Consider the following 25905-nt stretch of genomic DNA (forward strand, 5'->3'; position numbering starts at 1 on the left):
AACGATGATATAACCTCCATCCTTGGTCTCCGCTACGCTATAGCCCCACTCCCCTTCACTACCTCCGAATGTTTTCTCCCAGACCTTGTTTCCCTGTGAATCAGTCTTTATGAGGTATACATCACCACCACCTGCGCCAAAGGAATCAGTTTCCCCAACGATGATATAACCTCCATCCTTAGTCTCCACTACGCAATGGCCCTCATCCCAACTACTACCTCCGAAGGTTTTTTCCCAGACCTTATTTCCCTGTGAATCAGTCTTTATGAGGTATACATCGTCCTTGCCTGCGCCAAAGGACCAAGTTATCCCAACGATGATATAACCGCCATCCTTAGTCTCCGCTACGCTATAGCCCTCATCCCAACTACTACCTCCGAAGGTTTTCTCAAATGTGATGACTGAAGGGGCTGTCTCAACTTTTATGCTGGCGCTTCCCGATTTGCCAGACTCTTTCTCCCTCGCTGTTATCGTAGCGGAGCCCTCGGATTTAGCAGTAACTTTTCCCCCCTCATCAACTTCTGCAACAGCGGGATTTGACGATTGCCAGCTGAAACCCCCTTCAGGAACTAAAACTATATTCCCATCAGCGTCCTTGGCTGTTGCGGTGAGCTGTAGGGTTTCCCCAACGCTTAGAGTCGCCTCAGCTGGTGTTACCTCAACCTTCGTGATGGTTGAAGCCATCGTGATGCTCACTTGAGCATATTCACCAAGGGTTATTTGGACGGTTGCGCTTCCCCTTGCCAGGGCAACGCCTGTTCCATCCTGTGATGCGTAGGCAGAAGCCTCAAAAATCACATCTCCCACAGGTATATCTTTATAACTTTTCTTCACTTCAGCTTCTCCAGCTTCCCTCGGTATGACATCCGTGAGGACAACATTCGTCCCTTTCATTATCCTTATCTTCACGCTATTGGTTGCAGAGGGAATCAACCTCTGGTCGTTATTTTCTGGCCAGACAATCCTTATGCTTATTCCGCCTGTCTGAGGTCCCGTAGAGGCGCTTTCATCAGAGCCTTTGAACAACCTAATACCACAACCGCTGAGGATTAGTATAAAAGCTCCAAGCAGAAGGATATTGCCTTTTTTGAGGAATTTCATTCCTATCACCTCCTTTTCATTTAACCACTACATCTGCCCCGCTCTTTGCGTGGACCTCCACTTTCGCAACCTGGGGAAGGTTGAACCAATTTATCGCTGCAATAGCGACATTTGAGATGCAAGAACCTATCTGGGGCGCAGCTATTACAAGGTTAAGGGAGGAAATCCCGAGCGTTAAGAGGATTTGCTCGATGAAAACCGAGAGGATTTTATACATGACATTAATAAGTGCTCTCATAAGCGATGCAAGGTCATCAGGATTCATAGCTTGGTTTATAAGCTCACGGATATCGGAGCTTGTGCTCAAAATCTGCCATATTTCCTTGGCTTTTTCATTTATATTTCCGAGGAAGGCCCCGAGTAGTGGTGCTAAGCAATAGGAAACGATGCTGAGCCCCCAAGCGTCAACCGAGCTCGTTTTGATAGATGAAGGGAGGGTATCGGAGCCGGAGCTTTTCCCCGGACCTATAACCCAGTATTCTACTTTCCCGATAGCGGGACTGGTGAAATTGACATTGTCTTTCCGCCTGGTAGGGTCGCCAAGTGTCCCTGTGAAGACGGCACCCACACTGGCGGGAATCCCTCCAGCCATGCTGTTAATTCCATCTGCTATATATTGGACTTTCAGTTCCTCTTCATCTGGGTCCAAATCTCGCCTGGCGACATTCACATATCTCCAGGCCCAATTCTCCAATGTTAGGGATACATTTGAGGGATTTGATTGGTCTTCAACTTTAACATAGAAGCCACCTTTGGGTGCGCCAGGCGTTATATCCCTTGACTTGGTTGTTATTGGATGTATTTCCAGCCAATCCTCAATGCATTTTAAGAGCTTCTGATTGAATGTCTCGTCTTCAAGGATATCTTGTAGGGGTTTTTCGTTGATATTCTGGTGGAGGAAATTAACTGCATCGCTAAAAGAGGGGAGATTTTTAATTTCGTTAATTCTAACTTGTGCTTCCGTGGGTAGGGGGTGGAAGATTCCCGGAGCTATGAAGAGTATAGAGAGCACTGTGGATTCAACGCTAAAGGGGATAACATTGGTTTGGCGAGTTCCTTTTGTTTGGGGTATGGAAAGGGATAATCCACGAAGCTGGTTGTTCTGGTCGAGAAGGAAGAGGAGTTGGACACCATTTGAGGAGACGGTAGTCTGGAAGGAGCCATTTTTGTCAACCGGGGCTTCATCTTGGTAGGCGGAAACGACCTTTAAGCCATCGCCACCGAGCTCAGTCTGGTTAACAGTTCCCTCCGCTTCTTGGGTTGGCACTGAGGGAGGAGAAGGAGCGCCACCGCCACCGCAACCTTGGAGACCAAGAAGCGGAAGCGCGATGACAAGCAACCACGCTAAGAGCTTTTTAAAAGCTCTTCCCTGTAAAAAACCCATAAGCCTTATCCCTCCCTTAATGTAATATTTTTAATTTTTATTAATTGTCTTCATTATATCCAAAACAAATAACCAGTCAATGTATTGTATAATTTCATAACATTAAGGACCCATTTTAAGTCTTCTCTCTAAAAGACGAGATTGCCACAGCTTTCCTTCGGGAACCCTCGCAATGACGGAAGGGTGGGCAAAGAGAGATTGCCACGGGCTCCCTTAAGGGAGCCCGCCCCTCAAATTAAAACTCGCTAATCCCTTCCCGGATGAGCCTTAAATTTCTCCCACCTCTCCATCCGATAACGCTTCCCACTTTCTGCTTTCTTCCCAACCACCTATTTCACATAACTCCTCCCCTTATGCACATTTCCCTGTGAATCCGTCTTTATGAGGTATACATCACCCTCACCTGCTCCAAAGGACTCAGTTACCCCAACGATGATATAACCTCCATCCTTAGTCTCCGCTACGCAATTGCCAAAATCATAATCACTACCTCCGAAGGTTTTTTCCCAGACCTTATTTCCCTGTGAATCAGTCTTTATGAGGTATACATCACTCTCACTTGCGTCAACGGACCAAGTGCTCCTAACGATGATATAACCGCCATCCTTAGTCTCCGCTACGCAATTGCCAAAATCATAATCACTACCTCCGAAGGTTTTTTCCCAGACCTTATTTCCCTGTGAATCCGTCTTTATGAGGTATACATCCCAATAACCTGCGCCAAAGGAGCAAGTTTTCCCAACGATGATATAACCTCCATCCTTAGTCTCCGCTACGCACCAGCCCCAATCCCAATCACTACCTCCGAATGTTTTCTCCCAGAGCTTGTTCCCCTGTGAATCAGTCTTAATGAGGTATACATCACCCTTACCTGCGCCAAAGGACCAAGTGTATCCAACGATGATATAACCTCCATCCTTGGTCTCCGCTACGCTATAGCCCCAATCATCATAACTACCTCCGAATGTTTTTTCCCAGACCTTATTTCCCTGTGAATCAGTCTTAATGAGGTATACATCAAATAATCCACCTGCTCCAAAGGACTCAGTTACCCCAACGATGATATAACCTCCATCCTTGGTCTCCGCTACGCTATAGCCCCACTCCCCTTCACTACCTCCGAATGTTTTCTCCCAGACCTTGTTTCCCTGTGAATCAGTCTTTATGAGGTATACATCACCCTTACCTGCGCCAAAGGACCAAGTGTATCCAACGATGATATAACCTCCATCCTTGGTCTCAGCTACGCAACTGCCCCAATCCACATTATTACTACCTCCGAAGGTTCTCTCAAATGTTTGGGTTGGAACTGAGGGAGGAGAAGGAGCGTCACCGCCACCTTGGAGACCAAGAAGCGCGATGACAAACAAGCACGCTAAGAGCTTTTTAAAAGCTCTTCCCTGTAAAAGTCGCATAAGCTGTAACCCCCTCCTTAAATGTAATGTTTCCATTAATTGTCTTCATTATATCCGAAACAAATAATCAGTCAATATATTGTATAATTTCATAACATTTGGGACCCATTTTAAGTCTTCTCTCTATAGGTGAGATTGCCACAGCTTCCCGAAGGGAAGCCCCCTAAATTCCTTCAAAATATCTTTCAACGAGCAATTCGGTAATTGCCTGGCTTCACCCTCAATTTGTATTCCTTCTTCCCCAACCTTATCACCACATCATGCTCTCGCTCATATAACTTCGTCAGCGTCTTACCCACTTCCGTCCTCATCGGGTCGGCAAGGGGATTTATCTCCGCATCGGGATGGACCTCTATATCAAAGAATTTATCCTCAACTCTTATCCTATATATCCCCGTCCCATTATATTGAACGAAGGGAGAGGAACCGACTCCAACTATTAACTTGGGAATCCCCGAGGGCTTTAAGGGATTCCAAACCACCTCGTTTGAATTCATCCATATCCCGTCTTTCCACATCAAAGAGATGTTAAAGGGGAAGGAGACGGCGAACCCGTCAAAGATTCGCTCCCTCATCGCTGTAGGCTTAGGATAGGGGAAGAAACGTGGCAATCTCCTGAAGACCTCTCCTCCGATGATATAACTTACAGCTTTTGATGGAGTGTAGAGATAATTAAGGTAGTGATTCCACCAATCGGAGTTAAACTCCGCCGTGGCAACGCTATCATATTGGAATTGGCAAGCCACTTGCGTTCCGAGGCTTCTCCACATACAGGCAATCAAAGGGTAGACATATGCCCCCTTTAAAAGGGCGGGGGCATCAAATTCATACACCAAGCGAGCCTTAAATTTGAGCCTTGGGTCTGAGAGGGACTCGCTCAACCAGCGATAATTTCCGTCAACTTCCTCCAACATATCTCTTGAATCGTTCATCTGCGACCATCCGCCTGGATAGCCGCCATAAGTTATAGCCTCGCAGGGCGAGAGATAAATTGCTTCTATTAAATCATCTTGACGGTCGGCTCCAAATAAGGGAGCTGCCACTATCTGCTTTGCTCCCGTCTCTCTTATCGCCTTGTAGCATTCTCCAAGCCAGTTTGCGAAATATTCATAGCGGAAGAGAGGGAAGAACTCTCTCTCCTCGGGCTTTATCCCTCTCTCCTCGCACCAGCTTTCCCAAACCTTCCATTGATAATCCGCTCCCCGCTTCTCCTTCGCAACCAAATCATCATAGCTGAAATAGGTTGGCTCATTCATTATCTCAATTGCGAAAAATCCCTCCTGCTCCAAAAGTCTCTTCTTCGTGTAGGGATTCAAGTGGGTCAGGAATTGCTTCAAATAATTCTTCGTCCTCTCTATAACCTTCTTATCGACCATCATATTTTCCTTGGGGATATCGGAAAAGCAGGGAATTTTGCTGGGACTCCACCACCAAGCCACTGGGGTGAGGAAAAGATAGATATTCTCCTCCTGGCATTTGTAGATAACATAATCAAGAATGTCAAGATGCTCGTTTTCTACCAAATTCCCCTCTTCATCGGCTATCTCCTTCTCGAAGATGTGCATCCTTATCACATTCACACCCATTTTCTTCAAGTGCCCAAAATCCTCATCTGTCACTTTCTTATGGTCCAAACCGAGCTTTTTTATGTTCTCGTATTCATTCCAAGATTGAGGATAGATATTAGTTCCCCAAAGGGCAACTTCCTTCCCATCTTGATAATAAAGGACGCCATCCACAACCTTTATAGGACGAATCGGTAGGGGAGCGCCGATCTCTTTTGGCTTTTGCCGATTTTCCTTCTTTTCAAGCATTCGCCAGGGGCTTTGAGGGATGACGGGAAGTCTGCTTATAAGAACAGGTGGCTTGTAAATCCCACCTCCCGCGTTCACATTCTCCACTTTAATCGCCAAGATATTTTCCCCTCCCCAATTGACGATTTCCTCGGGAATTTTGTAATTGCGGAGGATATCCCAGCCGTCCGTCTCTCCAATTTTCTCCCCGTTTAGGAAGGTGACATCGTTATCGTCTATCGCTCCAATTATCAAATAGAGAGGAGAACCTTTCCATTCAGCGGGAATGCGAAATTTTACCCTGCACCAAGTGTCTCCCAAATCATTCCAAAGGGAGGGAATTTCCCTTATTTCCCAAGAGGAATCGTCATAATCAGGGCGCTGATAGACTTCCTTTTCTCCTATCCTTTCCCTATCGTATTTCGCTTTCCAAACCATTTTAGTGAGGTCTATCCCCTGTAGGATTTGAATCTCGTGGCGCGATTTCTCCCCGCCAGCTGAGAGTTCAAGAATAATCTTATCAGGCAAAGGATACGAGGGTTTTATATGAAATATGATGGCTTTAGCGTTATAGGGCGGTAGGAGAACGCTTTGATTTACTGCTTGAGAGGGAGCGTTATCGGGATAACAGGAGAGATTTGCGTTTTGGGTTTCGCCAGTAGTGTTATGAATCGCCACGGGAAGTTTGATTTCGCTTTCCCCAATCAAAAGCTGATGGGGAAGATAGGATACGAAAACGGGTGGAAATTCAGAGGACATCGCAATCAAGGATAAAAGGAAAGGAAGTATGAGGAAAAGATTTTTCATTGTTTTTCAACCTCCTAATAAATCAATCTTCAATAACCAAACATCTTCTGGTTCGAGTTCGCCCACTATTTCCAATCTTCCATCGCGCAGTGAGAAAGGAACATCCTTGCCCGAAATCAGCTCCTTTGCCTTTATATTTTTCTTTATTCCAAGGGAAGCCAAGTCAATCGTCAAGCGAAGGTTTTCCCTTTTGTCGCTATCATTGAAAACGGTGAAATGTAGGTTTCCCTCGCTTGCTCTTCCATATCGCTCAACATAAACTTTCTTATTATCCGAGAAAGCGTAGGTGATAGGCTCCCAGCCCGCCTTGGCAAGGGAAATTATCAAGGGAAGATATTTCTTGAAGAGGTCTCTATCCCTTGCATACCATTTCTTCGGCGAAGTCCAGTATGGGTCTTTTGAGGCGGCTTCCTCATCGAAGAAGCCGGGGAATATTGCGTAGAATAGACAACGCTTAAAGTATTTCTCCACAAGCTGATGATTAAACTTTTCATAATTCGTGTTCATCAAAAGGCAATATGGTTTCCTGTAGCAGAGAGCTCGGCGATAGTTCATTATCGCATCGCCGTCCGGTCTATATTTTCCACCGGGAAGCCAGTTCACCTCTGTTCCCAATACATCCAAGAGATGGGCGGGGAAGGGAAAGTTCCATAGAACCGCGTTGGCAAAAAGAAGATTGTTCTGGCTATGCATCCTCTTGGCAATTTCCCTCTCAAATTCGTATGTGTGAAAGATGAAAAGCTGGCAGGGCTTATGGCTTTCTCTGTGAAAAACCAAGGGGATATCAGCTGAGGCAAAATGTTCCCTTCGGAAATTCAACTCCATAGCCCCCATCTCATAAGAATCAAGATAGGTGCCATCTATCCTGCCTTTGGTGACCTTCTCCTCAAAGCCGGGATTTTTGAGAAGATTCTTTTCCGAGCCCAACTCGCTCAGAGAGACATCATCAAACCAAACAGTTCCTCTATGGCTTCTGCGAAATAGTAGATAAACAGTGAGAGTTGCGATGGGTTTCTTGGGATTGATTACGAGCTCTTTCCTTTCCCAATCGTGAGTTCCCACGCTGAAGGGAGCATTGATAGCCCACTCGGGAGTTCCATCAACATAATATATGTCAACATATATGGAATAATCCAAATTCGGCTCGCCCGTCACTCCCTCCGCCTTGCTCCAAGCACTCACAATTAATTGCTTCGGCTCCTTTTGATTTAGGACAATCGTCTGAGAAGCCCCCAGCTCCTTAGCTGATTCCCTTGCCTCACAGCGGATAGAATATCTCCCAGAATGCTTTATCTTATCATCAATTTTATAGCCCTGCCCGTAATTTCCCCATCCCTCCGTCAAGATGAATTCACGGGAAAGCGCTGAATCAATGTTCCTCAGCATAACCATAGCTTTATTGAGGGGAAGCTGGGGTGTTGTTGGGACATCTGGGTCGGGATTGAGAAGAAAAACCGCCCCATCGCACCAAGGGGCTTTAGTGATTGCGCAGAAGAATTTGCCATCTTGACCGTAGATTCCGCTTGTGAGGGTTGCTATAGCCATATCTTTATTTCCCTCACCTCTTTCCCCCTTCAAATCCCTCTGAAGAACCTCCATAGCACCCTCATAGGTGCGAGGGGCATCTTGGGGCATAGAGAGCCAATGGCTTGCGGGCTCAACATATATAAAGCTATAGATTCCATGCTGTTCATCAAAGGCGGGATTTGGCGCGCCTTCCTGGAAGGCGAAATGAAAATCCTCAAATCCCTCAACGGTGGAGATATCGGCGAAGGGCATCCAGATTCCCTCTTTCTTGACTCGCTTGAGGAAGAATTGGGGGAAGATATCGTAATATTTCCCTAAAGCGGAACGCATCTTCCACTTTGGGTCGATGGAATAGATAATGAAATGGAAATCGGCTTTTGAGGGAAACTTAATAGTATCGGGGACGAGGGCGAAATCATAGACGATGAAGAATTCCTTCTCCTGAGAATCATAAAATATGCGATAGAGACGAGGCTCGTCCAAGGGAATGGCTAGGGAAAGACCTTCCTTATCACCGCTGATGCAGGCAAGATGATACCAAGACATACTTCCCGTTGCTCCGGCAGGAACCTGAATCGCCTTTATATAATTCCTTCCCTCCTCTATCCTCTCCTCGCTTCTCATATCGTTAGACCAGAGCCATCCAACAGCATCAATGGGAAGGGAGAAATAGACGCTTATCGCCCTGTCCTTCTTCGTGAGGTCCTCCACAACTCCATCCACCCTTATATAGCCCTGCCCTTTATGTGAACCGCTGTTTATTCTCCCAATAGAATAGCTCACGGAGAGCTTCAATTGGAGCTCCTCATCAACTCCCTCCCAGATAAGTTTGCCACCCGATTGTCTAACCTCGCCGAGAGGTTGGCGGAAATCCGAGCCACTCGCCACATCCCGAAGATAGAAACCGCCCCGCCTTTCATTATCACCTATTACCTGTCCAGTTTCCTTGTCTAAAATGAGGGTGAAGCCATCAGGGGTTTTGAGGCTAAGGGTGTGCTTGGGAGAGGGAGCCTGGAGGGGAATGCTTTGGATGGGAGTTCCATCAAATAGCTGAATTCCCTCCAATTGGGCGAGAAAGAAATCGTCAAACCAAACGGTTCCCGTATGACCTCTGAAGAGCCCATAGATTGTTAGCTGTTTAATGGGCTTTTCGGGAAAGACCCAAACGCTTTTCCTTTCCCAGTCGTGAGTTCCGCAGGTGAAGGGAGAGGTTCTGCCCCAAAGGTGGTCGCCATCTGTATATTCAATATCCAAGTATAGGGAATATCCGCCATCTGGTGTTCCGCTGACATTCTCCGCTTTGCTGAAGCATTGAGCGAGAATGGGAATTGGTTTTTTCTGATTTAAATTGACTATTTGAAAAATGCCATATTCCTTTTTGGGGTCGGAGCTTTGACATTTAGCGGAGCGTTTCCCGGAATGGGAAACGGTTTCATCCATCTCGTAGCCCAATCCCCATCCCTGCCAATTTTCTATCTTCGTCGTCCCTTCTTCCAATTGAGGATTTATCAAGAGATTTCTTTGAAGAAAGGCGCTTGGGTCTAATGCTTTTTTTCTCACTATGCTTTCTCCTTTCGCCATTGAATTCGTGAAGACGATGAAGCCAAGAAGGGAAAAGCAAAGAAAATATTTAAGCATAAACATCACCCCTTCAGCTCGCTTAATAAATTCTCAACCTCCTTAGCGAGCTCTTCAACGATTAGCTCTGCGATTCTCTTCCCTTCTTCAATTGTAGCTTTTCTTGGGTCTCCTCCGCCGATGCCGTCCTCTTCAACCGTTATCTCCCTTTCCTTTGGCAAGAGGCTCAAATCAACAAGCTCTGGACGGAAGAACATCATGAGGGATGTTTCGTAGAAATCGGCATGTCCACCAGTGATGCCGTGTTTTGCGAGGAATGTTGGGTCGGGAGCAAAGATTCCCCTTGCATCGGGGTGATTTTTAAGGAACTCCTCGGCGACCTCCTTCAATGCCTTGACATGTTCAGCTCCGTAGTGTCCCATCAAGATGACGAATATCCTGAAACCCTCATCGTAAAGCTGCTCAAGATATTCGCTTGCGAGAGCTTGAACGGTTTCCCTTGATATCTCAAGCGTTTTCTTGAAGCCAAGGTAGGGTTTGATAGTTTGATATCCGCAAAAGATGGGAGGAAGGACGACTCCGCCAGTTTTCTCGGCTGTTTTAAGGCAGAGATAGTAAGCTTTGAGGGCATCCAGACCGATGGGATTTTGGACACCATGCCATTCAAGCGAGCCCCAGGGAATGAATGCAACAGGGGTTTTTTGAAGGACTTCGTCAATTTCTTTTGGCTTCATTTCCTCAAATTTCATATTCTCATTCCTCCTTTCGCCTTTATTTTATTTTCCTCTCTTTCATATGTAAACAATTTTAAGTGGTTCAAGTTAATATATATTGGTGCTTTCCAAGCCATGATTTACTAAAAGACAAAATATCCTTTACCAGCAAGGAGAGATAGCGAAATCTAAATTTTTTACTTTTACAACTTCTTATTTGTTTCGCTCTTGGAGTGGGTGGAGGCTTTGCTGCGCAGGAAAGCGAACAAACTACCTTGACCACGGTTGGAAGAATCTATAGGCGATATATGAAGCTATACTAAAGGCATTGAAGACGGAAATCGTGAAATCTTTGTCGGAGCTAGATGAGGGAAAATTCAGGGCTACAATGGAGCTGAACGAGAGTCAGCGAGAAATAATGGGAGAAGATTAAGGCAAAGGGGAAAGCTGATGAAGAATCATTGCTTAAGGCACAGCAGGAGGCGAAAGCCGTGAAGTAAGCTGGGGAGAGGCGCTCTTTATTTACATAATTTTCTTGATGAGGTTTGCTCCACCAGTGGAATCAACCATGCCTTGTAAATGATAAAGGGAGTAGAAGCGGCAAAGGAAGCTTTCGGCGTTTCAAGAAGAACAATTTTAAAGAAGACCTAAAAATCCAAGGAAGGAATATTCTCCTATATAGTTTATAGTCAAGCAATATGGGGTCCTCCTAAGGAGTCTCAAATGTTATGGAATTATACATGCCTTTGCAAAAGTTGAGCGATAATTGTATAATTCAATAAAGATGAAGAATCTATCCTTCCCTAAATCCGTCCTTTTGTATATCGGGGATGCGGTAGAGGTGCTGAGAGGTTTGCCCTCCAGCTCCAATTGACGCCGTCATCACGAGTCCTCCCTATTATAAACAAAGAATTTATGGACATCCTGGGGAAATAGGTCAGTAGGAAAGCGTTGAGGATTATGTTGAGAATTTGAGAAGGGTTTTCAGGGAAGTGAAGAGGGTTCTTAAGAAGAGGGAATAAATATATCGTCAAGGAGGAAGGGCTCCCCATCTATTATCTCAATGTAGATGCCCTGAGGAAAAAGCCAAAATTTGAATACCCCTATAGGGCGATTGAAGAACTAATAGGTATAGAGGTTGTGGATAATTTGAAAAGGGAAATCCCAAGAAAGGGGTGGCTTAAGGGATTGGATAAGGAGAGCGGAATGGCTCTAATAGCCTGGGAGATGGTGAGGAGGAATTGCTGAGATTGAATCCGCCTCAGGAGGAAAGCGAAAAAGAGATTTCCTTCATCTGCCCTATATGTGGAAGCGAATGCGAGATGGTTTATGATGAGGAGATGAAGTGGAATTGCACCATCCACGACCCTTTCCCTCGGGAGGGAGAATTCCCACTACCCAAATATCCTTCTGAGGACGAGGACCCTATCTATCTGGGCGAGCTTTTTAAAAGCAAGCCCTCTCTTTTCCCCACTCTCCTTGAGAAAAGCTATAACGGGAAATATCTTCTCTCGCCCGAGAACAGGGGCTCTTCACCAGGGGCAAGGCTTTTTCTTCAAGGGGAAAAGCTCATCGTTAAGAGAAGATACACCGTTTATCAAAACCTCGTTGCCGATTTTCTCAAATACTGGAAGAATCAGCGCGGAATAACGATAAAGCAAATTGATAAATATTTCGGCTACAAGGACACCGCCGGGCATTGGTTGAGGAAGGATAGCGGAAGATGGGGGAAAGGGGGCGCCATTCCTTCTCCCAGTGACTGGAATAAGCTGAAAGAACTGCTTGGTTTCCCGCCGATTTATGACAAATGGATAAAAGAGGTTCACCTCATCCTTCAAACCGTTAGACCTCATCCCAAGGGGAGAAACCCAGGCGATGTATGGAGCATAAATCTTCAGCCTCTCTCTATGCCTCACTTCGCTTCTTTCCCAGAGGAACTCGTGGAGAGATGTATAAAATTAGGATGCCCTCCTAAAGGAGTAGTGCTTGACCCCTTTCCCGGCTCGGGAACCGTGGGGAAAGTCGCAAGGGATTTGGGAAGAAAAGCGGTTTTGATAGAGATAGTGGAGGATTACGCTGAACTGATCTCGCATAGGTGTGAAGGGGATTGTTTTGTGATAAAAGGCTTAAAAGCGGAAAGCGAAAGATGAAGAAATTGGACCTTAAGGAACTGGAGAGATTTGAGCGTCATTATTTTGAATTTATCCTCACCGCTTTGAAAGAGAACATTAAGGATGTGATGGAAGGCTTGCACTCCCGCTTGGCGGTGAAAGAAGATTGATATGAGAGATTTATGAGGACCGCACGTGCAGGATATGAAGCCTCGGATTTAGAGAAAGGAGCGGAACGAGTTTTCTTCTGGATTTACGACAAACTGCTTAGACACCCCAATTCCTCCCCGATAGGTGCTGATATGCTCCACGAAACAGCTGACGCTTTCCTCCATATAGATGTAAAGACATCCGTTATAACCAATCCCGCCGATTATAAAGGATTGATAAACATAGGTCAGAACCAAACCTCATATAAGCCAAGCAATATAGCTTTCGAGCCCAATCTTCCCACATACTACTCTGCAACCTTTCGTCATCCAGTCACGGGCGAAATGTTCAATAAACCTTGCCTCACTTACTTCATCCATATCATCCACAAGCAGGGAGAAAAACCTATATATGCCATCTTATTAATCTGCATGCCAAACGGAGAGCTTGAGCCAAAGTATAGGGAGTTCAATATAATAAATGCAGGAAAATCCAGTCGTGGTAGGGATATCAGATACGCCTACTGGCGTTGCCCTTATTTTAATCTTCTTTACGAACCTCCCGATTTCGTATATCGGGTTGAATTCGTCCATCTACATCCTGAGAATTGCCAAGAGGAAATCGCAAGAATAAGCGAAAACGAATATCGCTTTCCCGTTCACTTCCGGATTCCCACTGAATAATTACTTTTCTTCGGTCTCCTCGCTCTCTATTAGTGCTGGCTCGACGAATATCGTTTTCTCTCTCGTGTAAATCACGAAGCCCTTCTCCCTCTTCTTAGGCTTTCTAACATATTTCCGCAAAGTCCAATCTACGGGAACAACTCCCGCCCCTCGGGCAGATGAAAGATAAGCAGCGAGCTGAGCCGCTTCTTTTATCGTCCTCATTGGAACTTCTTTCTTCCCTTCTTTCCTTATCACTACATGAGCTCCCTTCGCTCCCCTTGCGTGAAGCCAGATATCATCCGGAGAAGATGTCTTCAATAGTAGCTCGTTTTGTCTCGCATTCTTTCCGTATTGGATGAGGAAGCCATCGGAAGAGCGGACGCTTGGAATCACCGGCTTCTTTCTCTCTTCCTTCTCTAACTCCTTTCCCTCCTTCAAAGCCTCCAACTCCTCCAAGCTCTCGCTCCTCATAACCTTTTCATATCTCTCTTCTAAAACCTTCAGCTCCTCCTCCGCCTTCTTTATCCTTTCCTTCAACTCCTCCACAGCCTTCTTCCCTTTGCGATAAAGCTGAAAATACTTATCAGCATTTTGCTGAGGAGTGAGCTCCTTGGATAGGGGAATCGTTATCTTTCTCCTCTCCTCATCAAAGATGTTCTCAAGGGTTACGCTCTCCATCCCCTTTTTTATCAAGCGAAGGTTTGCGAGAATCAAAGAGCCCATTTGATAAAACCTCTCCACATCCCCCCATTCCTCAAACGCCCTCTCACAGCTCTCCTTTACCTTCCTCCATTTCTCCATTTCTCCCTCTATCTCTTCCTTCAGTGAATCCTTGAGCTTTCTGAACCTTGTCTCCCTCTCCTGCAATAGATGGAATTCCTCCACCGCATCGCTCATCTTTCCCCTTTCCTCAAAATCATAGGGCTGAACGCTTTGAAGAGCCCAATAGCCAATAAGCTTTCCTTCCTGCTTTATAATTATAGGCTGAAAGTTCCCTTCTCTTACTCTTAATGCGATTCCTTCCCAAGCTTTGAAAAGCCTCTCAAATTCGTCATCGCTTAAAGGCAAATTCGCCGCGGGAGAGAGCCCTGCCCTTTGAGCAATCTCATTTATTAGAAAAGGGCTCATCCCTTGATAAAGCTTTAACAAAGCCCTCCCTATTTCCCCCTCTTCCTTGCTCAAATCCTCCCTCATTTCCTCTTTGCTCAAGTTCAAGGGATTTTTCCTTGTGAAGGTGGGAGGAAGTTGGTAGTAAAGACCGGGAAGAATCTGCCTTTTACTGCTTAATTTTTCATCAATCAGCTTCAATGCCCCTCTAATCACGCCCTCCTCAACCAATATCACATTGCTATGCTTTCCCATTATCTCAACTATCAGCTCCGCCCCGCTTGAAAATTTAAACCTTGCTATCCTCTCCCATTCAACCTGCTCTACCTCCTTGAGAAAGCTCCCCCTTATATATTTCCTCAATTGCATACAGAAGGATGAAGGCGTTTGAGGATGGGGATATTTTCTGTCCGTGAGATGAATTCTCTCTCCATTGGGCTCGATTGAGATGAGGATATCGCTCGAAAAGACCATTGAGAAGAGGATTGTCAAAGGGGTAGGTTGATAGATATTCTCAACCCTTTTATTAAGGGCTTCTTCTTTTATATCTTTTGTTATCGCGGAGAAGACAAGGCTGTCAAATCTCACGAGCCTTGGGAAAACTCCTGAACCTCTATTCCCGCCTCCCTGCAAGCGAATTTCAGCTCATCAATGAAATCTCCCACGATAGCGCAGAGATGATTCGCCCCCACGATTTGGACCAATCTCTTTCTGCTAACCCCCAAATCTATGGCTATATGGGGCCAGGTGTTTCCCCAAAGGATGTTCTTCTTTATCTCCTCCCTCATAGGCAAAGCCTTGCCTCTCCCCATCTGCATCACATACTCTCTATCAATCCTCGTAAGGCGAGCGACCGTGAGAATCCCTTCCTTCCCATCATAGCCAAAGGCACCGCCCGCCTTCCCTTGACATTGGGGAGCAATCGTCAAATGGGGAAGCGTATCCTTCGCGCTATTGGAATGAGAGGCATAGAAGATGGAAGAAGCTCCGCAATTTGAAATTATGATATAATCATCGCTGATGTATTTGAGGTCTCCGAAGAGAGCAGGAGTGGAGGGTTGAAGCCCCTCTAAGAGGGCACAAGTAAGCAATCCCTTTATATCTCCCTCGCAGACGGTAGCTACGGGCGTTCGTTTCCCCTCGCTATCCTCCCCGAAGGGGAGAAAGGCAGGGATGGAGCAGGCATCAACGCCGTAAATCTCCGATAGCTCCGGCTGACACTTGATTGAAACTCCCACAATTCTCTCCCCCTTCAGTTCCTCCAATCTATCCTTGCTGGCGAGATAAAGTGCTACCTGCTTTCGAAAAATCTCGGGTGTGAGCATATTTCCATCATATTTGATTTTAGCGCCGTTTTCCTTCAACCAATTGACGAATCCTTCAATCCTTTGAGGATTGTTGCTCTCTATATCCTCCGCCTTCTTAATCAGGATGTATTGGTCCTCGCTCAATATATCTCCCACGAGGAAGCTCTTTAGGAAGGGTATATCGTCCTGCAAATGCTCCATTCTCAGACAATAAGAGCCGCCCCAGAGAAGGAAGGAAGATTTCCTCAACCTTTGAAGAGCAAGCATCCCCCTTGCCCACTTGGCTACTTCCTCTTTATCCCCCAAAACGCGATGATGGGTGAGGGATATTCCCGCCTCCCAAAGGGAGGCACCAACCGCGGATACGCATACCGAGCCAGCCCAAGTTGGGTCAGCCTCAGCGAAGAGAAGGGTGGGCAAATTAAGGGAGCGAACGAGATTTAAGGGAAGTTGGGGTTCAGTCCAATGCCAGAGCCCAAGGATTAAACAATCAGCAGAATCCCTTTTCAATATCTCCCCTGCCTTCTCCACTTCCTCAGTGGAACGAATGCCGAAGAATTCGCTATCACCTTTAACCTCATCCATTGGGTCCACTACGCTGAATCCTTTTTCTATGAGGAAATTCTTTAGCTGATTATGATGTTCTCTTATATAATTTTCCCTTTCCTCAGCAAAGGCTGTTGGGCGAGGGTCTGTGAATGAAACGATTCCTATCTTCATTTCCTACCCTCCTTTCAGGGATTGATTGAATTTCTCCACTATTTGGCTCACCAATTTCAATCGCTCGTAGGGAGTATCGGGTGGCGGTTCATCGGATACACCGAGTATGAGGCGAGGATAAAAGAGCTCTATAATTCTTTCGGTAGTTTTTATCAGTTCTTCCTCGGGATAATGGGGAAGGAAGAGGATGGCGGGAATGCCGTCCAAAAGGACGAGCTCCCCCATAGCTTCCTTCAATTCCTCAATGGTCACATCGCCTTGTGGGATTGGGGTCGCAGCTTCTATTCCATCGCAATGGGTGTCTTTTAGATAAGGTAGAAGGGGCTTCAATGAGCCATCCATATGAATGTGGGTGAATTTTCCCGCTTTCTTAAATTTCGCGTTCCATTTTTGATAGTAGGGGATATGGTATTTTTTGAAAAGGGAGGGAGGGTCAAGATTTGCATCTATGTTCTCACCGAAATTGAATATCGGCATAGGGGAGGAGATCACTACATCAAGCATTCTCTCAAGCGATTCCTCAGCTACTTTTAAATAATGCTCCATTTCATTCGGATAATCTTGGAGTGCGTAGATTGTGTTTTCAAACCCCATATAGGTAACGATTAATTCTTGCAAAGGAGAGCGAGAGAAGAAGCATTGGGGCACGCCCCTATCGCCAACCCTCTCCAAATCTCTCTGCAAGGCTTCGTAATCAAAATAGTATTCAGCATCCTGTAGAATGTACTCCAGAATCTTCAGGTCGTTGATATCCTTCACCCTATATTCTTCAGGATAAGCTGAGAGATTGTAATGTGTATAGCGGAGAACCTCCCTTAAAGAGCCAATAGGAGTTTCCCAAGTTTGGACGAGATGAACATCATCCGCCCAATAGGCATTGTGCTTGACATTTTTATAACGCACCCTTATGGGATTAGTGAAATAACGAATGGAGGCGTTTAGGTCATCGTAAACATCCTCTAAGGTAGCGGTTTTAAATTGAGGTGGGAGAGTATCTCTCCTTTGATTAACCCAGAACCAAAACTCAATACGAGGTTGCCAAATAACGCCTCCTGGGTCCTCTCCTTTGAATACCTTTAAAATCATCTCTCGGAAAGACATCTTTTCCATCAAATCACGCCCAACAAAATCTTTTTGCTTTTGGGTGGAAGTTCGTCTATATTCTTTATCTCATATTGCAAACCTTCCGTATCAGTGATGATTATGTGTCCATCCTCAACTTCCTTAACGCTCTCGTGGAGGGAACGAGTAGAGAATTCCTTGACCCCTCTATCCGTCTCCACCTTCCACTTTGAGCTGCCGAACCGCTCTCTAATCCAAAAAATCTTTTTTATTTGGGGGATGAAGAAGACAGTGTCAAGCTCCTCTAAGATATTTTTTTTGGATTCCTCGTCCAATTTATTCAAATCCTCAACCATACCGATTTGTTTGCCGTGCTCGGTGAGGAAAACGATGTAGTTCTCGGGATTTGTAAGTGGGAAGGCGTGCTTAACCCTTATTGGATAATACACCTCCTCTTCGTATCTGAGCTCCAGGGCTCCGCCTTCCCGGCGGACGACCCTGACCTTGTTGGGCTCCAGTACTCTAATTTGGGACTTTTCCCTCTCAGACGCCGATTGCGACAAGGCGAGACATCTCCCTCTGCAACTTCACAAGCTGATAGTAGATTCCCTTCTTCTGCAGGAGCTCTTTATGGGTGCCCATTTCCGCGATTCTCCCATCCTCAATTACTATTAACCTGTGAGCGTTGCTTAAAGTTGAAAGGCGATGGGCAATGGCGAAAACTGTCCTCCCTTGCATCAAGCGGTCAAGGGCCTCCTGAATCTGCTTCTCCGTTTCCGTATCTACAAGAGAAGTCGCCTCGTCAAGAATGAGTATGCGGGGATTCTTCAGTATAGCCCTCGCTATAGCAATCCTTTGCCTCTCGCCTCCCGAAATCATCACCCCCCTCTCACCTATTGGTGTATCGTAGCCGTAGGGGAGATTCATAATGAACTCATGAGCGTTTGCCGCTTTTGCAGCCTCAATAATCTCCTCCAAAGTGGCATCGGGCTTCCCATAGGCTATATTCTCCCTGACAGTGCCAGCGAACACATAGGCATCCTGAGGGACAATCGCAATCTGACTGCGCAGGTCCCTCAATCTTATCTTCCTTATATCAACGCCATCTATGAGGACTTGCCCTTCTTGAGCTTCGTAGAATCTGCAAATGAGATTGATTATAGTGGTCTTCCCCGCTCCACTTCTCCCCACCAGCCCGATTATCTCCCCAGGCTTGACCTCAAAAGACACATTGTGCAAGACGGGGAGATACTTATCGTAGCCAAAAGTGACATTGCGAAACTCAACCCTGCCCTCAATTCTCGGCATAGGGATGGCATTTTCATCGTCAAGCACCTCAGGGGGCGTATCCAAGATCTCAAATACTCGCTCGGTTGCGGCTAAGGCGCGATTCAGCCAATTTATCACCCTGGTAACAGCTTGAATTGGTCCGAGAATCATAAAGGTGTAAGAAATGAAGGCTTGCAAAGTTCCCATTGACATATGATATGGGTCAAGAATAAGCTGCTTGCCTCCGAAATACCACACCAAGAGAGGAGTGGCACCGAAGAGGAAGAAGAGGGGAGGCATATAGGTTGCCCAGAGTTGTTCTGCCCAAATGGTATTCCAAGTTAGTTCCTCTGCCCTTTCCTTGAACCTTTGTGCCTCCCTTTCCTCCTGGGCGAATGCTTTCACAACTCTAATGCCAGCGAGAGCGCTATTCAAAACAGCGATGACCTTTGACCATCTATCCCAAACTCGGTGGAAGAGGCGATGGATTTTTCTCCCCATAAACCTTGTAAGAAAAGCTACGGCTGGAGTAGGAACGAGAACCAACAGTGCAATCCGCCAGTTTAAAGATATCATAACCGCACCTATCCCCAACAAGAGGACCATCTGGGAAAAGAGGAAGGGGATGTGCCATCCGAGGAATTCCTGCAGAGCGCTTGTATCCTGCGTAACCCTGCTCATCACCGCCCCAACTTGTCTCTTATCGTAATAACTCACGCTCAAAAATTGGAGATGCTCAAAGAGCTGCCTTCTGATATCAAATAGAACTCTGTTGCCTAAAAACGCGTATATCCTTTGCTGGAAGATGCTGAGGAGCATTGAACCGATGCCCAAGCCAGCCATCAATAGAACATATGCTTTGAGCAACGCCAATCTCGTTTCTGTGGGCGTTGGTTCTCTTACTACAAGCGCTTTATCAATCATATTTCGGCTCACGAGGGGCGAGATTACTTCAAAGGCAGTCCCTAAAAGGAGAAGCGATATGAGAATCAAGATGGTGGGATAATAGGGTTTGATATAAGAGAGGAGCCGGCGAACAACTGCTCCCTTCGGGGAGCATTGGGGGCAAATGCCGGAGACTGGGTCAACGGGAAATCCACATTTAGGGCAAACCTTCCTGGTTTCTTCCTCGGCCACTATATCGGGAGGAATCTGTCCCTCATTAACGAGCTTTCCAAGGGCATTTGCTGCTACTTGGAACTTGCGAGCCGTGGCGGTAGTAAAGCGGAGGAGACGCCTCTCATAACCATCGGAACAGGCGGAGAAAAATCCTCCTCCAATTCCTACCTCTGCTTTAAAAAACTTGTAATCTTTTAAGGGCAGGGATTGGAGGAGCTGGGGCTTCGTGTCAGTTGAAATTACGAGGATTTTCTCCTTTGTGGCGATAAGCCATGTGGGTGAGAAATGTCCCTTCTCGTTGAGGTCGCTTTGGAGGGCAAGGAGGATTTCCTCCTCCGTAACCCCTTGCTCTCTTAGGAGCTCTTTTATAGTTTCAGGTATTTCCTCCTTCAAAGCCATAATTAATCACCTTTAAAGAATTATAGAATAGCTTTTAAACAAGTCAAATAAAAGTCAAACGAAAAATGGGAAAGAGATTGCTTTGCTCCTCTCAATCTATCTCACTTTTTGCCATTTGCTCGCTTCTCTTCAGAATTTTAAAGAGCATAAAATTTATTTTTAACAGAAATAAATTTTGAACTTTTTTAAGAAAATCTCGTCTTATATATTTGGATAGACAAGCGGCTTTTCTCGCTTGTTCCCTTGCTCGGCTGAGGTGGGAGCCACGTTTAAGCGTGGCTCCCACCTAATTTCTATTTCCTCAATACGCGTAAATCAAATATCCCACCAGCCATCTTCCCCGCTTCAGCCCGAAACTTAACCTCTACCTTGTCTTTGCCCTTTGTCAATTCCTCGGGTATCGGATATATCACATAAAAGAACCTTCCAGGCTTATTTCTCTTCAACTCCTGCTTTCCTATCACAACCCCGTCAATCAGAATATCAAAAACCCTCCCTCCCGCATCGCTTCCCCAATATTTCACCGCCAGCTGATTTTCCCTATCGGGCTCAACCCTCATCACGTAAGAGAACCAACCTCCATCTACTGAGTGACGCCAATGTTCAGCCCCAAACACACCCGCTCCCGTCTTCTCCCCCTTCAAATTATGTTCCTTCTCCGATTTCTCATTTCCTATCAAAACCCTATCAATCGTTCGTTCTTCAATATCTTTGATCAATTCCTGCTCCGCCTTTATCTCCTTCTCCCTTTCCCTCCATTCGGATGGAGTGAGGAAATCCCAATATACCGTGTAGCGTCTATCGTGAAGAAGATATAAGGGATAGAGCTCCACATCCCTGGGTTTTCCCACTCCAACGGTTCGGAAGTGAAGTGGTTTCCCTTTTACTGGCTTTAGCCATTCATCTAACGGTTTGTCTTGTGTTACGAAGGCGGGAACGATTGGCTCAGGCTCTTCAGGAGAGCCTAAATCTCCGGCGAGGACAATCGGTCCGTAAAGAATGGCTTGCCTATTGGGATTGTCGGGCAGAGCCTCCGTATGCAATCCCATCGGTAAACGAAGCTCTATTCTATCGCCCTTTTCCCATACCCTTCTGAGCGCAATATAGCTTCCGGGCATTGCACTTATGGGGTATTCCTCTCCGTTGACGCTCAATAGAGGAGTACCTTTGACCCAACCAGGGGCACGGACATAGATGGTGAGCTCAATGGGCTTGGAGGGAGAAAAGAGGAGGCTGACATTTTCCTCCTCGGGAAATTTAGTCTCCAAGCGTAGCGTGAGGTTCTTTTCCTTCCACATGAGCTCGGAGGGAATGAAGAGGTTGACAAAAAGGGCATCATCTCTATGGAAATAAATGAACTCGCCATACCGGGCATGGTTTTCCATTCCCGTTCCAACACAGCACCAAAAGGAATCAAATGGAGTGGAGTAAACCTTGAATGCCCCGGGACGAAGGGGAAGATAATAAATCATCATACCAGTTTTCGGATGTTGGGAGGCGAGGATGTGGTTATAAAGGGCTCTTTCATAGTAATCCGCTTTCTCGGCGGAGGGTTGCCAGCTAAAGAGATGCTTTGTGAGTTTTAGCAAGTTATAAGTTTTGCAAGTTTCTGCCGTGTTGTCAGTGAGGCGGTCGTTTAATTGGTCGGGAGGGCCGAATACCTCGCCGGAGGTGAATCCTCCCACGACATAGGAATGATGCTGAACCACCCTATCCCAAAAGAATTCCGAGATAATACGATATTTTCCCTCGCCGGTGAGCTCGTAAAGCCTGGCCATGCCTATTACCTTAGGGATTTGCGTGTTTCCGTGGAGACCTGGCAGGCAATCTATTCCCTTTAGGAGGAGGTCCATTACGGCTTGATGATAGAAGCGTTTAGAAAGAGCGAGATATCTTTCATCTTTTGTCCTTGCGTAAAGCTCTGCAAGAGATTCAACCATTCCCCCATGTTCATTTGAGAGCATCTGTTGAATTTGTTCTTCATTGAGGTTTTTCAGGGTAGCTTCAACCCAATCGGCAAGCTTGCAGGCTATTTTGAGAGCCTTCTCGTTTCCGCAATAGCGATGGGCATCCAATAGACCAGCTAATAGCTTATGGATTACATACCAGGGCGCCCAGAAATGGAGGTAGGGTTCAAGATTTCCCTTTGAGAGTTCCTCAAACATCTTCTTGCCCTCGGGGATAGCTGAAAGATATCCATCGCCGTGCGCGTTCTGGCATCCCTCCAACTCATCAACTATATAAGCGACCCTTTGGCGGAATCTCTCGTCTCCTGTATCGGCGAACATCATAGAGCAGGCGGAGAGATAATGCCCGAGGGTATGTCCTGCCACTTGAGTTGATTCCCATCCGCCGTATTTGGGAGCTTTGGGTTTAAGGTTTGCCTCTTCTCGGAAGCCGGCGAGGAGGCGGTCGGGTTCAAGGCTGAGGAGATATTCGGCATCCAATTGCATGGCTCTTTTGAAAGGGCTATCCAGGAGCTTAACAGCCTCAAGGGGGAAAGGCTTAGCTGGAGGGATAAAGCCTTCAGAGGGGTAAGCGATGTGAGGGAAATTCATAAGCACCACCAACTTTATGATTTTGTAGATAAGCGAAGATGTTTTCATTTTGTTGTATTTTAATTCAGAGTAAACAGGAAATCAATTATAAAAATTTGAACCTCCAAAAGAGAGGGGGGAGGCTTTAAAGCCTCCCCCCTCTCCGCGGTTCCTGATTAGCTTGGCTGGTTACTTCTTCAGCTGAGAGGTAGAGGTGGAGCTCACTGAAATGCTGCCCGTGCCACCGGATTCAAGCTCCTTAAAGCTCGCCGTTAGAGTCATTTTCTCCTCAGATTTAACTATTCCAATGTCCAAAGCCAGCCATACGGTGTTTGTGGCGGAGAGGTTCCATGATGTCACCTGCACATTTTCGGGGGCAGTTTCCAGCTTAACATTTGTGAACTGGTAGACAACTTTGTAGCAAGTAAAGGTACCGGCGGGAACAGTTATGGTCTCCGTTCCGACCAAAGTTGCCATCAAATCAGCTGAAAAGACCGCATCTTCCTCCTCTTCTCTTATTTGTCCAACCTTCCAAGAAGTTGCGCCAGCTTTGAAAATGAGCAACGGCTCGGGGTAAGCTTGGATTGGACCCCATTCCGTGTTCTCTTTGTCCTGCCAGCCCCACATTTTAACCTCGCCATTATCGTTAGTGTAGAAGTCCCGCCACCATTCTTCCCAGGTACCCGAATATTTCTGATCCGAAATGACCGAACCGTCCATTTTCTCCACTTCGTGGCTGTTATAGTTGCCTTGCTCGTGGGTTTCTTCTATCGCAGTGGTGATGTTTGACGGGAAGGGGTCGCCAGTGTGAGTGCCGATTATCGTCTCAATATCCGTCCCAGTGTTGGTTTCGTCTATTATACTCTCATATGTATGTGTTTCAGCTCTTTTTAGAGGGGAAAACTTGGGAAGAGGGATATTGAAGGAGAGGGGACCTGCCTGGAGCTTTCTCTTAGCCAAACCGAGGGTGAATGTTGCTGTTACTTTCGTATAGCTGTGATGTGTTTCACTCCAGTCATATGTTCGAGTTTGCCCTTGCGTCAAAGGGAATAGACTAGCGACATCGTCAGCTTGAGGAGGAGTTACACCGGCGCCTCCGCCTCCGCCGCAGCTGCTGAGCAGAGCCAGGATAACCGCTATGGAGATACCTATCCATATCTTCTTCATCTTTTTCACCTCCTTTCCTTTTAGGGATTCTCCAACTATCTATGATAAGGAAAGCATCCCTTATCCATAAATAGTCGGATGAAAACATTTTAAAGGTTTTTAAAAAATTTTGCAAGAACTTTTAATGGTGATGCAAAAATTTTTTAAAAATTTTAACTCTTAAAAGCGTGCGGGAGCCCTTTCGGGCTCCCGCACCGCAAGAGCAAGAGAACAGGCAAGGAAGGCGGCTTGCCTATCCTTTTTATTAGACTACTCTACATCATAAATGTTACACCTGTATTTCATTTATTTTTTAAAATCTCCTTCGCTATCATCGCCCTAACTTTCAATAATGTTTCCACATCCTTCGTGAAATTCGTCATATCCTTCACCACTTCCCCTATCATCCTCTCCACCTCCTCCCTTCCCCTCAACTTCTCAAGCATCGTAAGATATTCATAATCCTCAAACCCATCCCTTATCATCTCCAACCTCAAAGAACATACTGGACCATCCACTCCTATCTTCATCCCTGGATATAAAAGCGACCCATCACCGTATAAATTCGGATTTATATCCTTCACAGTCGCCATATCCTCCCAAGGGTCAGGTGTCCCTAGCCAATAATTCGCCGCCCAATATAACAATCCATCAACTTGATACTTCTTTTGCTGCCACATCAAAATGCGATGGTCAATCGCATCCATCGTTAGATGAAAGTTGGCATAGGGGGAGCCAGGTCCACAACATACATACCACCAAGAGCTATCGCCCCTCTTCTTCTTTTCCATCTGCTTTTCCGGATTGAAATAGCTCGTCACAGCGCACCAGATATTAACCAATCCCTCAAGAGCTTCATAAGCGGTCTCCTGGCTGAAATCAGGACTTCGGAAAAAGGGCGATACGATTCGCAGATGAGGGTCTATGCTCTTTATCTTCTCCACCCTCCTTTTCAACTCCTCATATTGTTCCTTCGTCACGGGTTCATCAAGGGGATAGAAATATGCTTTGCTCAGCCATCCCTTCTCCCTTGCCCTTTCCACTCTCTTTTTCATCTCGTTCACATCCTCGCTGTAATTTATGATAAAGGTCGTCACACGAGGGTCGTTGAGATATTTATCCGCCTCGGGAGATAATAAATCAACGGGAATATAATAGGGGCTGAGACGATGCTCCACCAGACACCAATAATATTTTTCGTACATAGCTTTGCCCTCGGGAGTTCCCATCTTGACTCCCTCAAACTTCTCTATTGAATCTTCCCATAACCCGAAGGCGGTTTCGCAAGAAGGCTTATCGGGAAGGACGAAATCCCACACTTCAAGGGAAATGGGAACTTTTATCTCCCCAGTTTCAAGCAAAATCCTTATCTCTCCGTTATATCTCCCCGCCTTTGCTTCCTTGGGAACATAAACAGTTATAAATAAAGGCTGGTTTTCCTTCGGTTTGAGCTCAAATGGACGGAAGGGAGGGAGAGGGTCGGGATAATATCTGTTTTCGTGTCTGACGAGCACATATTCAACCAGGCGAATTTGGATATTTTCCTTCCCAATTGAATAGCCACTTGGTCCCTTCAAGGGAGAGGCAACGACATCCTTGACCTTTATCGGTTTATCCTCCGCCCTGAGGACTATCTGTCCGGATTCATACTCGTTCTTCGCAGATTGGAGAATAAGCCTTGACCTCCCCATTTTCGGCATGCTGTCCTTAAATATCTTGACGCAGGAGGGTTCCGTCCAAACGAGCAATTCCTCCCCCAAGGCATTCGCTACTATTCCAAAGACTAAAAGAAACAGCAAACTAATCACCTCCGTTCAAGAAGTTTTCAAAAGGATTATACATGATTTAGAAAATTTTAAAAGTGAAGTTGATATTTAAGTGGTAGATGTCGGCTTATGGGTATGTTTTAATTGAATCAGGTAGGAAAGGGAAAATTGGATTTTGGGATATATTTTTGGATATAAAAAGAAAGGGGGGCGTGCCCCGAAGGGGCAC

16 protein-coding genes are annotated in these 25905 nt (G+C 46.0%); 2 read left to right on the forward strand and 14 right to left on the reverse strand.

Annotation, left to right across the window (positions count from 1 at the left end):
• The 6 genes from H5T88_10370 to H5T88_10395 form a co-directional block, all read right to left on the reverse strand.
• Positions 1-1101, reverse strand: a 1101-nt coding sequence (locus tag H5T88_10370; protein MBC7330739.1) for an Ig-like domain-containing protein, incomplete at its 3' end; no start/stop codon positions are given.
• Between the two features lie 16 nt (positions 1102-1117).
• Positions 1118-2485 (reverse strand): hypothetical protein, encoded by a 1368-nt coding sequence (locus H5T88_10375; protein ID MBC7330740.1) that lies wholly within the window; start codon positions 2483-2485, stop codon positions 1118-1120.
• 329 nt (positions 2486-2814) lie between these two features.
• Complete coding sequence (locus tag H5T88_10380) at positions 2815-3900, reverse strand: hypothetical protein (protein ID MBC7330741.1); 1086 nt, start codon at positions 3898-3900, stop codon at positions 2815-2817.
• A 185-nt stretch (positions 3901-4085) separates the two neighbouring features.
• Complete coding sequence (locus H5T88_10385; GenBank protein MBC7330742.1) at positions 4086-6500, reverse strand: cellulase family glycosylhydrolase; 2415 nt, start codon at positions 6498-6500, stop codon at positions 4086-4088.
• A gap of 6 nt (positions 6501-6506) precedes the next feature.
• Positions 6507-9665: a hypothetical protein gene (locus H5T88_10390; GenBank protein ID MBC7330743.1), complete on the reverse strand. Its 3159-nt coding sequence runs from the start codon at positions 9663-9665 to the stop codon at positions 6507-6509.
• A 5-nt stretch (positions 9666-9670) separates the two neighbouring features.
• Positions 9671-10354, reverse strand: a complete 684-nt coding sequence (locus H5T88_10395) for a creatininase family protein (GenBank protein ID MBC7330744.1) — start codon at positions 10352-10354, stop codon at positions 9671-9673.
• Positions 10355-11640: 1286 nt separating this feature from the next.
• On the opposite strand from H5T88_10395, the gene H5T88_10400 reads away from it, so the two are divergent.
• Positions 11641-12468 (forward strand): site-specific DNA-methyltransferase, encoded by an 828-nt coding sequence (locus tag H5T88_10400; GenBank protein MBC7330745.1) that lies wholly within the window; start codon positions 11641-11643, stop codon positions 12466-12468.
• Between the two features lie 143 nt (positions 12469-12611).
• Positions 12612-13262, forward strand: coding sequence for a hypothetical protein (locus H5T88_10405; protein MBC7330746.1), 651 nt, complete (start codon positions 12612-12614; stop codon positions 13260-13262).
• Here the strand turns inward: H5T88_10405 and H5T88_10410 are convergent, their stop codons facing one another.
• From H5T88_10410 to H5T88_10445, 8 genes are all read right to left on the reverse strand, one after another.
• Positions 13263-14939 carry an NFACT family protein gene (locus H5T88_10410; GenBank protein ID MBC7330747.1) on the reverse strand — a complete coding sequence of 559 codons (1677 nt, stop codon included), beginning with the start codon at positions 14937-14939 and terminating at the stop codon, positions 13263-13265.
• Positions 14936-16378 carry a fucose isomerase gene (locus H5T88_10415; protein MBC7330748.1) on the reverse strand — a complete coding sequence of 481 codons (1443 nt, stop codon included), beginning with the start codon at positions 16376-16378 and terminating at the stop codon, positions 14936-14938. The genes H5T88_10410 and H5T88_10415 overlap by 4 nt, the downstream gene beginning before the upstream one ends.
• A 3-nt stretch (positions 16379-16381) precedes the next feature.
• Positions 16382-17479 carry a hypothetical protein gene (locus H5T88_10420; GenBank protein ID MBC7330749.1) on the reverse strand — a complete coding sequence of 366 codons (1098 nt, stop codon included), beginning with the start codon at positions 17477-17479 and terminating at the stop codon, positions 16382-16384.
• 8 nt (positions 17480-17487) lie between these two features.
• Positions 17488-18003: a DUF1854 domain-containing protein gene (locus H5T88_10425; GenBank protein ID MBC7330750.1), complete on the reverse strand. Its 516-nt coding sequence runs from the start codon at positions 18001-18003 to the stop codon at positions 17488-17490.
• A complete protein-coding gene (locus tag H5T88_10430) occupies positions 17984-20227 on the reverse strand; it encodes an ABC transporter ATP-binding protein (GenBank protein MBC7330751.1) in 2244 nt (747 codons plus the stop codon). The genes H5T88_10425 and H5T88_10430 overlap by 20 nt, the downstream gene beginning before the upstream one ends.
• A 293-nt stretch (positions 20228-20520) precedes the next feature.
• On the reverse strand, positions 20521-22833 hold the full coding sequence (locus H5T88_10435) for a glycoside hydrolase family 127 protein (GenBank protein ID MBC7330752.1): 2313 nt from the start codon (positions 22831-22833) through the stop codon (positions 20521-20523).
• Between the two features lie 120 nt (positions 22834-22953).
• Positions 22954-23931: a hypothetical protein gene (locus tag H5T88_10440; GenBank protein MBC7330753.1), complete on the reverse strand. Its 978-nt coding sequence runs from the start codon at positions 23929-23931 to the stop codon at positions 22954-22956.
• A gap of 281 nt (positions 23932-24212) precedes the next feature.
• Positions 24213-25709: a DUF4091 domain-containing protein gene (locus tag H5T88_10445; GenBank protein ID MBC7330754.1), complete on the reverse strand. Its 1497-nt coding sequence runs from the start codon at positions 25707-25709 to the stop codon at positions 24213-24215.
• Between the last annotated feature and the right edge of the window lie 196 nt (positions 25710-25905).

This window comes from bacterium (assembly GCA_014360495.1).
GTDB lineage: Bacteria > Armatimonadota > JACIXR01 > JACIXR01 > JACIXR01 > JACIXR01.

Excerpts from the sequence above, each read along its gene's own strand:
- H5T88_10415 (MBC7330748.1), bottom strand. The coding sequence starts at position 16,378 with ATGAAGATAGGAATCGTTTCATTCACAGACCCTCGCCCAACAGCCTTT.
- H5T88_10380 (MBC7330741.1), bottom strand. The coding sequence starts at position 3,900 with ATGCGACTTTTACAGGGAAGAGCTTTTAAAAAGCTCTTAGCGTGCTTG.
- H5T88_10430 (MBC7330751.1), bottom strand. The coding sequence starts at position 20,227 with ATGGCTTTGAAGGAGGAAATACCTGAAACTATAAAAGAGCTCCTAAGA.
- H5T88_10400 (MBC7330745.1), top strand. The coding sequence starts at position 11,641 with ATGGTTTATGATGAGGAGATGAAGTGGAATTGCACCATCCACGACCCT.
- H5T88_10385 (MBC7330742.1), bottom strand. The coding sequence starts at position 6,500 with ATGAAAAATCTTTTCCTCATACTTCCTTTCCTTTTATCCTTGATTGCG.
- H5T88_10420 (MBC7330749.1), bottom strand. The coding sequence starts at position 17,479 with ATGTCTTTCCGAGAGATGATTTTAAAGGTATTCAAAGGAGAGGACCCA.
- H5T88_10390 (MBC7330743.1), bottom strand. The coding sequence starts at position 9,665 with ATGCTTAAATATTTTCTTTGCTTTTCCCTTCTTGGCTTCATCGTCTTC.
- H5T88_10435 (MBC7330752.1), bottom strand. The coding sequence starts at position 22,833 with ATGAAAACATCTTCGCTTATCTACAAAATCATAAAGTTGGTGGTGCTT.
- H5T88_10395 (MBC7330744.1), bottom strand. The coding sequence starts at position 10,354 with ATGAAATTTGAGGAAATGAAGCCAAAAGAAATTGACGAAGTCCTTCAA.
- H5T88_10440 (MBC7330753.1), bottom strand. The coding sequence starts at position 23,931 with ATGAAGAAGATATGGATAGGTATCTCCATAGCGGTTATCCTGGCTCTG.
- H5T88_10405 (MBC7330746.1), top strand. The coding sequence starts at position 12,612 with ATGAGGACCGCACGTGCAGGATATGAAGCCTCGGATTTAGAGAAAGGA.
- H5T88_10375 (MBC7330740.1), bottom strand. The coding sequence starts at position 2,485 with ATGGGTTTTTTACAGGGAAGAGCTTTTAAAAAGCTCTTAGCGTGGTTG.